Here is a 12,888-nt window from a genome sequence, read left to right as displayed (position 1 = left end):
TATGTCACAACAAAAATCCAATACCACTGGGCGTATAGCAGTAGTAGGTGAGCGCGAGCTTGCTATAGGATACAATCTTCTAGGAATAGAGGATACTTTCATCACAAGTGGAGAAGAGGCAAGCAAGATCATTCAGGATCTATTTTCGTCAGGTAACTATAGTCTAATCATTATAAGCGATATAGTAAGATCTAGTCTTCCTGCGATTTTTAGAAAGAAAATAGAGGCCTCAATTGAACCACTAGTGATATTTATGCCTGCTTTAGAAGGTAATATTCAAGAAGAATCTATATCTGTTCTAGCAAAGAGAGTGTTAGGAATAAGTATCCCCTCGAGTTGATGATGATAAATGGCTGATGGAATAATCTCAAGAGTTTCGGGTCCAGTAGTAATCGCAAGTGGTCTGGAAGGAGCACAAATGTTTGACGTAGTCCGTATTGGTGATATGGGACTAGTAGGAGAAATAATTCGTATTGAAGGAAACAAGGCAACAGTTCAAGTTTATGAAGATACAACAGGTCTTCGTCCAGGAGAAAAAGTAATCAATACAAAGAGACCTCTTTCAATGCAGCTTGGACCAGGCTTACTAACATCAATTTATGATGGCATTCAAAGACCACTAGATGTTTTAAGGGAACAAAGTGGTGACTTTATCAGTAGAGGAAAAGTCATACCTGCACTTGACCAAACCAAAAAATGGGAATTTGTTCCAATAAAGAAAAAAGGAGATCATGTTTCCCCTGGAGAAATAATTGGTGAGGTCCAGGAAACTCCACTTATCATGCACAAGATAATGATTCCTTATAATGTCAAAGGTACACTAACTGATATCTCTGAAGGCAAGTATACCGTTAATGATATTGTAGCTTCTGTACAAAATGGAACCAAAGCAGACATTGGTCTGTCAAGCTGGTGGACTGTAAGAACTCCAAGACCAGTTCTTCGTAAGCTTGCACCAGAAGAGCCATTGCTTACTGGACAGCGAGTACTTGATACATTTTTCCCAGTTGCAAAAGGCGGCACAGCTGCAATTCCAGGTCCATTTGGAAGTGGAAAGACTGTAACTCAACAACAACTTGCAAAATGGGCAGACAGTAATGTGATTGTCTATGTAGGTTGTGGAGAAAGAGGAAACGAAATGACTGAAGTTCTCACAACATTTCCAAAACTTGAAGATCCAAAATCAAAGAGACCGTTGATGGAGCGTACAATTCTTGTTGCTAATACCTCTAATATGCCAGTAGCTGCACGTGAAGCTAGTATATACACCGGTATCACAATGGGTGAATACTATCGTGATATGGGATATGGTGTGGCATTGATGGCAGACAGTACTTCAAGATGGGCAGAAGCACTAAGAGAAATTTCAGGCAGACTTGAAGAAATGCCTGGTGAAGAAGGATATCCAGCTTATCTTGGTAGAAGATTGGCAGAATTCTATGAAAGGGGTGGAAAAGCAGTCGTTATTTCACCTGAAGAACGTGTTGGTTCTCTTACACTTGTTGGCGCAGTATCGCCACCTGGCGGTGACTTTTCAGAACCTGTATCTCAGAATACACTTAGAGTAACCAGAGTCTTTTGGGCACTTGATGCAAGCTTGGCGTCCCGAAGACATTTCCCATCAATCAACTGGCTTACTAGTTATTCATTATATGCAGATGGTATGGGAGATTGGTACAAGAACAATGTAGCAGCATCATGGATTCAATCAAGAAAAGAGGCACTTGAAATTCTCCAAAAGGAATCTGAATTGCAAGAAATCGTCCAGCTGGTAGGTTATGATGCACTTCCAGAACCAGAAAAGGGTGTGCTAGATACTGCAAGATCAATTAGAGAAGACTATCTACAACAGAGTGCATACGATGATGTGGACACATACACATCAATTCGAAAACAGTTCTTAATGTTATCAACAATTCTAGAATTTGGTAAAATGGAAGCAGATGCAATCAAGAAAGGAATTACATCTGTAAAGGTGGGGCAATTAGAATCAAGAAAAATGATATCAAAAATTAAATGGACAAAGGAAGATCAGGTAGAACAGCTAGTAAAGGATACAAAGAGCAAAATGCAACAAGAGTTTTCATCTCTATCAATGGAGGCATCACGATAATGTCCGGAATAGCATTCAAGACACTTTCAAAGATTGCGGGTCCTCTGATGTTCGTAGAGGGCGTGGAAAATGCAGCATATGGAGAAATGGTAGAAATCAAATTACAAAACGGTGAGAGAAGACAAGGTCAAGTTCTTGATACGAGACAGGGTCTTGCAGTTGTACAAGTCTTTGGTGCAACACTAGGACTTAACATTGGTGATACATCTGTAAAGTTTCTAGGAGAAACTGCTCAACTTGCAGTATCCGATGAAATGCTGGGGCGTGTCTTTGATGGTCTAGGAAATCCAAGAGACAATGGCCCAAAAATTGTTTCTAAAACAAAGGTTGACTTGGTTGGTTCTGGTATAAATCCATACTCAAGAGAAGAACCATCTGAATTCATCCAGACTGGAATGTCAAATATTGATGGAATGAATACGCTGGTCAGAGGTCAAAAACTTCCAATATTTTCAGGTGCAGGTCTTCCACACAACTTGCTTGCAGCACAGATTGCAAGGCAGGCAAAAGTTCTTGGTGGCTCAGAAAACTTTTCAGTAGTATTTGCAGCAATGGGAATCACAAGTGAAGAGGCAAACTTTTTTGTAAAACAATTCGAAGAGAGTGGTGCACTTGGAAGGACAGCTCTATTTTTGAACCTTTCATCCGATCCATCGATGGAACGTTTACTCACTCCAAGACTTGCATTGACCACTGCAGAATACCTTGCTTATGAAAGAGACATGCATGTGCTCGTAATTATGACTGATATGACTAACTATTGTGAAGCATTAAGAGAAATCTCTGCCGCAAGAGAAGAGGTTCCAGGAAGAAGAGGTTATCCTGGTTACATGTATACTGACTTGTCATCATTATATGAAAGAGCAGGAAAGATCAAGGGAAGAAATGGATCTGTAACCCAAATTCCAATTCTTACCATGCCAGCTGATGATATTACTCACCCAATTCCAGATCTTACTGGTTATATTACAGAAGGACAAATTGTCATGAGCAGAGACTTGCATCGAGGAGATATACATCCTCCTGTAGATGTCTTGACAAGTCTTTCACGTTTGATGAACCAAGGTATCGGAAAGGGAAGTACAAGGGAAGATCATAGAAGCCTTGCAGATCAACTCTATTCGTCTTATGCACAGGGTAAAGATGCACGATCATTGGCTGCAATTGTGGGTGAAGAGGCACTCAGTGATCTTGACAGAAAATTCATGAAGGTAGCTAATGATTTTGAAAGAAAGTTTGTAAACCAAGGAATGGATGAGAACCGTTCAATTGAACAAACCTTGGATATTGGTTGGGAATTGCTAAGTGAACTATCAGATTCTGAACTTAATCGTATCAAACCAGAATTTATTGAGAAATACCGAAAGAGATCTGGTACGGGTGCATAAAATTGCCATCAGTAATTAACATCAGACCAACACGTCTTGAATACATTCGTACAAAAAGAAGAATTATTGTTGCAAAAAAAGGTCTAAAATTACTAAAGCTAAAAAGACAAGCATTGATTCTAGAATTCTTTAATACAAGCAAGACTGTAGCCTCACTTAGAAGTGGCCTTCAAATAGAGTTGGTAAAGGGATATCAAGCAATTAGAATGGCAGAGATGCTTGCAGGTGCCATGAGACTCGAAAATGAAGCAATGAAGATTCCGCAATTGAACAAGTTACAAATTACACCAAAAAACGTTATGGGTGTTAGAATTCCAAAAATTGAAGGTGGAAAAAGTGATCAAGTCATTACAGAACATCTACTAGAACTTCCTCCGTCTATTAATGAAGCAATCAAGGCATTTCGTAACGTACACAAGATGGTTCTTGATGTTGCAGAAAAGGAAACCACACTTCGCAAACTATTGCTTGAAATTGAAAAAACAAAAAGAAAATCTAATGCTATTGAAAACGTATTCATCCCTAGATTACAGGCTGCTATCAAATTCATTATATTCAGACTAGACGAGATGGAACGAGATACTTTCATGATGCTAAAGACGGTCAAAAGAAAGATGGGAGAAAGAGAACAGGAGTCTTTAAAACTAAAGGAGAAGGAAATACTTGCCTAATTTTGCAAATCAACAACAGAAAAGATTTTTTATGATAATTAGAGCATTCAAGCTAGGTAATATTCTTGCTACTGTAGCCTTGGCTCTCTATGCTGGAAAGCACTTTTTTGGAGTTTAAAATGTCTACATCAGAAAAATATGTCCACTCCCTCAAACAAATAAAGGAAATAGAAGACAGATCACAAAAGGAAATTGATGAACAGAAGAAAAGAGTAGCAGAGGAATTACGAAATTTTGAAACTTATGCAATACAGTCAATTACAGCCGCAAAAGCTGATGGGGAAAAATTAATCGAGTCTTCTATAGATCAGGCAAGAAAGAAAGCACATGCTGAGACAGAAAAAATCATAGAAGATGCAAAAAACAAGGCAAAGACAGTTTCTTCAAGAATTGATTCTCAGACAGTCAAAGAAATAATTGATATTTTACTAAAAGAGGTATAGAATTTGGTTCTAAAACCAGTACCCATGGGAAGAATTGCAGTTCTTGGGCTGAGAAAAGAAAAGCAGATCGTAGTCTCTATTTTACATGATCTTCATGTTGTACAGCTTGAATCCTTGTCAAAAGATGTTGCTACACTTGTTCGAAATGAGCGTGACAATGAAACATTCAGGCAAGTTTCAGATCAGCTTTTGAGGATGAAAGCATTAAAAACTGTATTACCACCAATTGAATCCACACAATGTCAACGATTCACTTCCATAGAGCAAATAATTCAAGCTGCTAAATCTATTGACATCGATAGCAACGTTGCTACTTTGGAAAAAGAAAAAGAACATCTTTTAACACAACTCAAGGAGACTGAAAACAACATCAAGCTAGTTGAAGAATTTTCCTTTTTCCCAGAAGACTTTAACGTTCTCCAACTAAAAATGGCTCACTCTTATTTTGGTAGACTGGATTCTAAAAACTATACTGCTTTCAAAAAGACACTAGATGTCAATAGTCAAGATGTCTTTGTCTATCCAAAAGAAGGAAAAGATACTACAAATATTGTTCTGATTACATTTCCAAATTTTCCACCACATGCACTTGCTACTGTGGTACAAGAATATGATGTAAAACTTGAAGCAGTTCCAAAACTAGATGGAAAGGCAGACCAGTTAATACAAAGCCTCAAAGCAAAACATGCTGATATTTCTCATAAATTAAAAGAAGTTGAAAGACAACTAGGTGAAATCTCAAAATCTCATTATATCAACATAGTATGCATAGAGGAGCAACTTGAGATTGAAAACAAGAAGCTCGAAGTCGTTGATAACTTGGGAGTGACATCTGATTCCTTTGCACTTGAAGGCTGGATTCCAAAATCCAAGATTGATCAACTAAAGAATGTCTTTGCGAACAATACAAAAGGAACTATGCTGTTTGAGCTTGAAACAGATGAACATCCTCCTACACAATTTGACAATCCAAAAAGATTCAAGCTCTTTGAAGCCTTTATCAGGTTTTATTCTCTGCCAGAAGGTAGAGAATTTGATCCTACTCTAATCTTTGGCTTGCTCTTTCCAATATTTTATGGAATGATGGTAGGAGATGCAGGATATGGACTTGTCATACTCCTAGTCTGCCGATGGGTTATTCGAAGAATCGATGGCGGAAAGAAGGACTTTAACATCATGCCGGGCATGTTGCGAAAGTTTGCCTTGAATATACTCAAAAGACGACAAATGGTAAAACTGGCAAAGGCAATGACACCTGGTGCCATCATTGCAATAGGCTTAGGGTTTGTGTTTAACCTGTACTTTGGATTTCATCTCAATGGTTACCTGTTTAGCTATCTGAATTCTACGTTTGGCCTGCATCTTCCAGCAGATGGAGCATTATTCAATCCAATTACTAGCCTTAGAAAGTTGTTACTAATTAGTGGATACATTGGCCTTGGAATGGTAACATTTGGATTAATTCTCGGCGTATTGAACAGCTTACGTGAAGGTCTGAAAAAACATGCAATTGGTAAAATAGGGTGGCTACTCTTTGGTTGGGGTGTAGTGCTATTTGGTTTGGCACTGATGCATCATCAACATGTAAATCCAGTCCATAGCGCACAGGGAGCTGCTTACATAGGACTAATGATTGGTGGGGTGGCACTGATGTTTATAGGAGAAGGCCCTCGAGCAATTATGGAATTGCCATCCATCGTAAGTCATATCTTATCATATACAAGAATTATCGGTATTCTATTGGCATCTGTTATCTTGGCTGATGTGATTGATTTCATATTTATCAAGACATTGCATCACTCAATACCTTACATCATTCTTGGAACAATAATACTCTTCATCGGTCACATATTCAATATCGTAATTGGTGTCTTTGAGCCAGGAATTCAGGGAGCTAGGTTGATCTACGTAGAATTCTTCTCAAAATTCTATCATGGTAATGGAAGAGCCTTCAGACCATTTGGAAGTGCAAGAAAGTTTACCTATGATCAGTATGCAATGCAAACAGAAAAGAAATAGAAATTTTAATAATATTTTAATTCATTAACATCCAAAGTTCTTGTGCAATATCTACATCTTAGTACAAGTCCTGTCTTATCAACCACATCCATGATGGGCTGTATTTCTTCATCACTATTTGTTATACAATCTGGGTTCGAGCATCGAAAAATTCGTTCAATCTGATTTGGTAGAGTTACACGCCTCTTTTCAACTAATTTGTAATCTTGGATTATGTTTACTGTTGCCTTTGGAGCAATTAGAGCGAGTTTATTTGTATCCTTGTCCTGCAAAAATTTATTCTCTACTTTTATGATATCTTTTTTTGCAACTTTAGAGCTTGGAACATTAAGTGCAATTGTAATCACGTTTCCATCTCTACCGTCTATGCCTAGTGCATTTAGTACCTTCAAACCTTTTCCAGCTTCTATATGATCAATGACAGTTCCATTTTTGATTCTTCTTACGATAAGATCTGACTCGGACATTGGAATAGTTTGTATACTACTCATATATAATAGTGAATTACTAATGAGCAATTCTTTTTTTCAAAAAGATATTGTCTCAGTGAGAGATTTTGATAAACAAAAGTTTGAAACCGTTTTCCAAGCAACTGACAAAATAATTGAGATGAATCAAAGTGAAAGAAGGGAAATAGTGCGTGGAAAGACCCTTGGGTACTTGTTTTTTGAACCTAGTACCAGAACTAGATTAAGCTTTGAGGCAGCCATGGCATCAATAGGTGGGACGTCTCTTGGAATAGCTGATGCCTCTTCCTCATCTGCAAAAAAAGGCGAGAGTCTTGCTGATACTGTAAAAATCATGTCCTTGTATTCTGATGTTCTTGTTCTCAGGCACCAGCTTGATGGTTCTAGCAGATTTGCAGCGGAAATATCAGAAAAACCGCTGATTAATGCAGGAAGTGGTACGGAAGAACACCCAACACAGGCAATACTTGATCTCTATACTATTAGAAAAGAAAAAAAGAGAATTGATGGTCTTAAGATAGGAATTATTGGTGACCTAAAATACGGCAGAACTGTCTATTCCCTGTTGTACGCACTAAGCAATTACAATGTTGATGTAAAACTAATATCTCCACAGTCGCTGAAAATCCGATCTGATTCAACATATGAGATAAGAAAAAAATTACAATACACTGAAACCAGTGATCTGGAAGAAAATCTTGATGATCTCGATGTGATATATATAACAAGAATACAAAAAGAAAGATTTGCCGACATTGAAGAGTATGTAAAAGTCAGAGGTAGCTATAAAATGGATCCTGAACTAGTCAAGAAACTAAAAGATGACGCCATCATAATGCATCCTCTACCGCGTCTTGATGAAATATCACACGAGATTGATTCTGCAAAACAAGCAAAATACTTTAAGCAAGCACAATATGGAAAAGATACACGTGCAGCACTTCTTGCACTAATTCTAAACGAAAACGGAGTAGCATAAGAAAATAAATTTTTACATGGTAACTAGCTTAACATTATCCATTTTCTTGTTTGTCTGAAAGTCTCGTGTCATAATACTAATCTTTTCAGCATCTCCGTGCAATAAGAAAAGTTCCATGCATTTGTTACCGTCTACTTTACTATGGAGATGAGTGCCGATTAAATCTTCATGATTGTGTTTGATTCCTGTTACGATCTGCTCTGATTCTTCATCATGGATAATCATGAGGATAGCATGGATTAGTCCAGACAGTATGCTATGTTGCTTTTCTTCAGCCACTAAATTCCTTATGCCAGCGCGAATAATTTCAGACCTGCCAGAAAACCCCATTGTTTTCTGTATCCTGTCTAACTCTGATAGGATCTCATCATTTAGGGATATTGAAACTATTGGCATGGTATGATTGTTATTAACTATCTTATAAGTTTAACAGTAATAATTATTAAGATTTTATAAATTTATTAATAACTTATGAATAAAGTTGCGTTGAATAAACTCAAGGCAGTAATAATTGGAAGCGTGATCATTGCAGCAATAATGATTTTTACTATATCTACAAATGAAAATCTTCCCAAGTCGCAACAAGTCTCAACACAAAATGTATCTGATAATAAACTCAAAGTGGCTACATCTTTTTTCCCACTCTATGAATTTGCAAGAAATGTGGGAGGTAACAAAACTTATGTGTATAGCTTTCTACCGATTGGAGAAGAACCGCATGAATGGGAACCTAGTATACAACAGATTGAGGAGCTAAAAGGAACAAAACTTTTCATTTACAATGGGGCTGGTATGGAAGCGTATATTTCCAAATTCATGGACTCGGGAGAATTTCAGAACATGACATTTGTAAAGGCTACTGATGGCATTCCTTTACTAAAAGCAGATTCTGCAGAAAATGATAAGGAAATTTTAGCACAGGGAGGAATGGATCCACATGTATGGAATGATCCAATATTTGCAGAGCAGGAAGTAACAAATATCAAGAATGCAATGCAAAAAGCAGATCCTACAAATGCTCAGTATTATGAAAATAATGCAAATATGTATATTGCAAAATTGGCTGCATTAGATAACAATATAAAAACTGGACTGTCACACTGCAAAAAAGATACTTTTGTATCATTTCATAATGCCTTTAATTATTTTTCAAACAGATATGGTATACATGATGTATGGATAAGCGGAATGGCACCAGAAGTAGATGTACCTCCACAAGATATTCTGAGAATAATTCAGATTATGAAAGATAAGGATGTCAAGGTGATATTTTCAGAGGATTTGGTAGATCCAAGACTTGCCAATACACTAGCAAGTGAAGTGGGTGCCCAAGTCTTGATACTGAGTCCTCTTGAAGGCATTAATCAAACTGATCAACAAGAGGGGAAGACATACCTAGATAAGTGGTATCAGAATCTACATAATTTGAGAACGGCTTTAGAATGTCAGTAAATGCATTAGACGTAGAGAATGTCTCAGTAAGCCATAACGGAACTTTGGCAGTAAATAAAATCAGTTTTAGTGTTCAGGAAGGAGACCTCTTAGGAATTGTTGGACCAAATGGGGCTGGTAAAACTACATTATTCAGGGCAATTCTTGGATTACAAAACTATCAAGGAAAAATCAAGTTATTTGGATATGAAGGGAGTCAATACACCACATTACTTTCAATGGTAGGATATGTGCCACAAAAAGTAAATTTTGAACCTAACTTTCCTGCAACTGTTTATGATGTAGTTGCAATGGGAATTCTATCAAAAAAGAGGTTAATGAAAGGTGTTGCGTTGATACAGGGTTGTGGGTGTTCTTGGAACAGAATATTCCCAACATCTAGCAAAGACCATGAAAAAATTGAAGATGCGCTAAAAATTGTTGGATTGGAATCATTCAAGAACAGAAGAATCAGTGAATTATCCGGAGGAGAACAACAGCGCGCCTTTATTGCAAAATCTCTTGTCAAAGAACCAGCGTTGATGATATTGGATGAACCGGTGACTGGAGTAGATATGGACGTGCAAAACAAATTCTATTCAGTACTTAGAAAAATAAACAAGGAAAACAAAATAACCATAGTGTGGTCTTCACATGATCTTACTGCAATTTCAGATCTTGCAACTAGAGTAGCATGCATGAATAGAGAATTATTCTTCCATGGTGAAAAAGAAGAATTTTTTGCAAACAAGGACATGCTCAAAACATATTCCGAATCAGCTATGCAACTGCATATGCATAAACATGATATGTGATTTTCATGAATCTTGATATCCTATCCTATGGTTTTATGCAACGAGCTCTACTTACTGGCATAGCAGTTTCAATCACTTGTTCTATGATAGGTTTGTTCTTGGTTTTGAAAAGATATTCTCTTTTTGGGGATGCGCTATCACATGTAGCATTTGGTGGCATAGCTCTTGGATTCTTTCTCAATGTGTATCCTATTTGGACTGCATTTGTTGTTTCTGTTTCAACTGCTCTGGGCATCACAAAACTAAGAAAGAGTACAAAAATATCGGGAGATGCTGCTATTGCAGTATTGTTATCATCTGGTTTTGCAATGGGAGTATTACTAATTAGCGCATCTCATGGTTTTACTATTGATCTTTTCAGTTTTCTCTTTGGAAGTATACTGTTGACAAGTATGCAAGATACACTGTTAATTGTGACAGTAAGTTGCGGAGTCATTGCAACATTAATTGCAATTAGAAAACCAATGATACATTTCACATTTGATGAGGAACAAGCAAAAGTACATGGAATACCGGTTGAAAAACTAAACTATCTCTTTGTGGCCTTGGCAGCAGTCACCGTAATTGCAACAATGAGACTGGTTGGAATTTTGTTGATATCTGCATTAATAGTATTACCAAACATAACAAGTATAATGATGGGTAAAGGATTCAAAAAAACAATGATGATTTCTATCTCCTTATCCGTTTCCGCAGTAATTGCAGGCATCACCATATCATATTATTTCAATTTGGCTCCGGCAGGAACTATAGTTATGCTAATGGTTGCAATGTTTGTAGGTACATTGTTAGCAAAACATGTTGGTGTATTTTCCACAAAGACATTCAATGAAAATAACCTGTCTACAGTAAATTGATTTTTTATTCTTATCAAGAAAAATATTCTGAGGTAACATTGCTAATCTAAAACATGTTTTTATATCATGAGCATGATCTCAGAATAATGAAGTCAAAACCATTTGGCGCACTATTTGGTCTTTTGGCTCTAGTTGCTATCTTAGGTGTAGCACCAGCATTTGGACAAACAGCAAATGAAATTGATATGGCAAAAGGTGCAGGCGCTGCCGCAACAGCGGGTTGTGTAGCTGCAAAGAATTGTTTTTCTCCAAATCCTCTGAATGTTACACCAGGAACAACAGTAACTTGGAAAAATACTGACACTGTAAGTCACTATGTGACAAGCGGTCAACCATCAGATAATACAACTGGAACTGTGTTTGATAGCGGTAATTTAATCAAACCAGGCAGTACATTCCAATTTACTTTTGCAAATGCAGGCACATATGATTACTTTTGCACTGTTCATCCTTGGATGACAGGTCAAGTAATTGTAGGAGCAGCTAGTACCTCACCAAGTAATAACAACACAGGAACATCGGGTGGAAATATGGGCGGAATGGCAATGTTAACTGCTAAAGCTTCTGATGGTACTATAGTTACTATAAGCACTAGCGGTCCAGTCAGTGGACAACCATTGTCATTAGCAATATCATTCACAGATGCAAATGGAAATAAAATACACCACCAGAACTATGCAATTGCTGTAACACAGGATGGAAATAATATACTTTCAAATTCCGCAGGGCATACACATACAGGTGATGACACCCAAACCACTAGTACAAATCTTTCATCTACCGATCCAGTAGACATACAGGTAACACTCAACGGTATTGGGTTGCCTACTGCAGATCCAACTACTTGGACAGGTGTTAAGGGTGAAGTGTTAAGCTTCACACATGTTGTACCAGAATTTGGCCCAGTAGCATCAATAGTTCTTGCAATTGCTGTAATGAGCATGGTAGTATTTGCTGCAAAGACTAGAGGAATTCCAAAATTCTAATCTTAACCTACATTTTTTTTGTTTGATTTATGTAGCGATCTCATGTCCAAATGATCACCATAGTTAGTTGTCTAATTATATTGAAAGCAAATTTTAGTATGTAATAGATAACTATCTGAGAGATTTTTATAGTAGCTCTATATCATTCAGAATAATGAAGTCAAAACCATTTGGCGCACTATTTGGTCTTTTGGCTCTAGTTGCTATCTTAGGTGTAGCACCAGCATTTGGACAAACAGCAAATGAAATTGATATGGCAAAAGGTGCAGGCGCTGCCGCAACAGCGGGTTGTGTAGCTGCAAAGAATTGTTTTTCTCCAAATCCTCTGAATGTTACACCAGGAACAACAGTAACTTGGAAAAATACTGACACTGTAAGTCACTATGTGACAAGCGGTCAACCATCAGATAATACAACTGGAACTGTGTTTGATAGCGGTAATTTAATCAAACCAGGCAGTACATTCCAATTTACTTTTGCAAATGCAGGCACATATGATTACTTTTGCACTGTTCATCCTTGGATGACAGGTCAAGTAATTGTAGGAGCAGCTAGTACCACAACTACTACACCAAGCAACAGCACAACTACAGGAAATGCAGCTGTACCAGAATTTGGCCCAGTAGCATCAATAGTTCTTGCAATTGCTGTAATGAGCATGGTAGTATTTGCTGCAAAGACTAGAGGAATTCCAAAATTCTAAACTCTAACTTTCTTTT

15 protein-coding genes are annotated in these 12,888 nt (G+C 37.4%); 13 read left to right on the top strand and 2 right to left on the bottom strand.

The features are described from left to right. Position 1: 1 nt before the first annotated feature. Genes BQ3481_RS08275 through BQ3481_RS08250 form a run of 7 tightly spaced genes read left to right on the top strand, consistent with a single transcriptional unit; the run spans position 2 to position 6,634 of the window. Positions 2-340: a V-type ATP synthase subunit F gene (locus tag BQ3481_RS08275; protein WP_157927839.1), complete on the top strand. Its 339-nt coding sequence runs from the start codon at positions 2-4 to the stop codon at positions 338-340. A gap of 9 nt (positions 341-349) precedes the next feature. Beyond that, on the top strand, positions 350-2,113 hold the full coding sequence (locus BQ3481_RS08270) for a V-type ATP synthase subunit A (protein WP_157927838.1): 1,764 nt from the start codon (positions 350-352) through the stop codon (positions 2,111-2,113). Continuing rightward, positions 2,113-3,501, top strand: a complete 1,389-nt coding sequence (locus BQ3481_RS08265) for a V-type ATP synthase subunit B (RefSeq protein ID WP_157928528.1) — start codon at positions 2,113-2,115, stop codon at positions 3,499-3,501. The genes BQ3481_RS08270 and BQ3481_RS08265 overlap by 1 nt, the downstream gene beginning before the upstream one ends. Positions 3,502-3,503: 2 nt before the next feature. Beyond that, the gene (locus tag BQ3481_RS08260) at positions 3,504-4,172 is read left to right on the top strand and encodes a V-type ATP synthase subunit D (protein ID WP_157927837.1); all 669 of its coding nucleotides are present in this window, start codon (positions 3,504-3,506) and stop codon (positions 4,170-4,172) included. After that, complete coding sequence (locus BQ3481_RS11880; RefSeq protein WP_255408294.1) at positions 4,165-4,290, top strand: hypothetical protein; 126 nt, start codon at positions 4,165-4,167, stop codon at positions 4,288-4,290. Before BQ3481_RS08260 ends, BQ3481_RS11880 begins: the two co-directional genes overlap by 8 nt. A 1-nt stretch (position 4,291) precedes the next feature. Further along, positions 4,292-4,615: a hypothetical protein gene (locus tag BQ3481_RS08255; protein WP_157927836.1), complete on the top strand. Its 324-nt coding sequence runs from the start codon at positions 4,292-4,294 to the stop codon at positions 4,613-4,615. 3 nt (positions 4,616-4,618) lie between these two features. After that, complete coding sequence (locus BQ3481_RS08250) at positions 4,619-6,634, top strand: V-type ATP synthase subunit I (protein WP_231911770.1); 2,016 nt, start codon at positions 4,619-4,621, stop codon at positions 6,632-6,634. Positions 6,635-6,639: 5 nt separating this feature from the next. Here the strand turns inward: BQ3481_RS08250 and pyrI are convergent, their stop codons facing one another. Continuing rightward, positions 6,640-7,101: an aspartate carbamoyltransferase regulatory subunit gene (gene pyrI / locus BQ3481_RS08245; RefSeq protein WP_157928526.1), complete on the bottom strand. Its 462-nt coding sequence runs from the start codon at positions 7,099-7,101 to the stop codon at positions 6,640-6,642. Between the two features lie 43 nt (positions 7,102-7,144). Between pyrI and pyrB the strand changes: the two genes are divergently transcribed. Continuing rightward, positions 7,145-8,080, top strand: coding sequence for an aspartate carbamoyltransferase (pyrB, locus tag BQ3481_RS08240; protein ID WP_157927835.1), 936 nt, complete (start codon positions 7,145-7,147; stop codon positions 8,078-8,080). A gap of 12 nt (positions 8,081-8,092) precedes the next feature. Here pyrB and BQ3481_RS08235 read toward each other — a convergent pair whose 3' ends face one another. Further along, the gene (locus BQ3481_RS08235; RefSeq protein ID WP_157927834.1) at positions 8,093-8,476 is read right to left on the bottom strand and encodes a CopG family ribbon-helix-helix protein; all 384 of its coding nucleotides are present in this window, start codon (positions 8,474-8,476) and stop codon (positions 8,093-8,095) included. A gap of 75 nt (positions 8,477-8,551) precedes the next feature. On the opposite strand from BQ3481_RS08235, the gene BQ3481_RS08230 reads away from it, so the two are divergent. From BQ3481_RS08230 to BQ3481_RS08210, 5 genes are all read left to right on the top strand, one after another. Beyond that, a complete protein-coding gene (locus BQ3481_RS08230; protein ID WP_157927833.1) occupies positions 8,552-9,532 on the top strand; it encodes a metal ABC transporter solute-binding protein, Zn/Mn family in 981 nt (326 codons plus the stop codon). Continuing rightward, complete coding sequence (locus tag BQ3481_RS08225) at positions 9,523-10,326, top strand: metal ABC transporter ATP-binding protein (protein ID WP_157927832.1); 804 nt, start codon at positions 9,523-9,525, stop codon at positions 10,324-10,326. Before BQ3481_RS08230 ends, BQ3481_RS08225 begins: the two co-directional genes overlap by 10 nt. A gap of 35 nt (positions 10,327-10,361) precedes the next feature. Next, complete coding sequence (locus tag BQ3481_RS08220) at positions 10,362-11,183, top strand: metal ABC transporter permease (RefSeq protein ID WP_157928525.1); 822 nt, start codon at positions 10,362-10,364, stop codon at positions 11,181-11,183. Positions 11,184-11,269: 86 nt separating this feature from the next. Further along, on the top strand, positions 11,270-12,169 hold the full coding sequence (locus BQ3481_RS08215; protein WP_157927831.1) for a plastocyanin/azurin family copper-binding protein: 900 nt from the start codon (positions 11,270-11,272) through the stop codon (positions 12,167-12,169). Between the two features lie 154 nt (positions 12,170-12,323). Continuing rightward, positions 12,324-12,872: a plastocyanin/azurin family copper-binding protein gene (locus tag BQ3481_RS08210; protein WP_157927830.1), complete on the top strand. Its 549-nt coding sequence runs from the start codon at positions 12,324-12,326 to the stop codon at positions 12,870-12,872. The last annotated feature ends 16 nt before the right edge of the window (positions 12,873-12,888 follow it).

Source organism: Candidatus Nitrosotalea okcheonensis (genome assembly GCF_900177045.1).
Lineage (GTDB): Archaea > Thermoproteota > Nitrososphaeria > Nitrososphaerales > Nitrosopumilaceae > Nitrosotalea > Nitrosotalea okcheonensis.
Note: the sequence above shows the minus strand (reverse complement) of the source record. Positions and strands in the feature narration are given on the sequence as shown.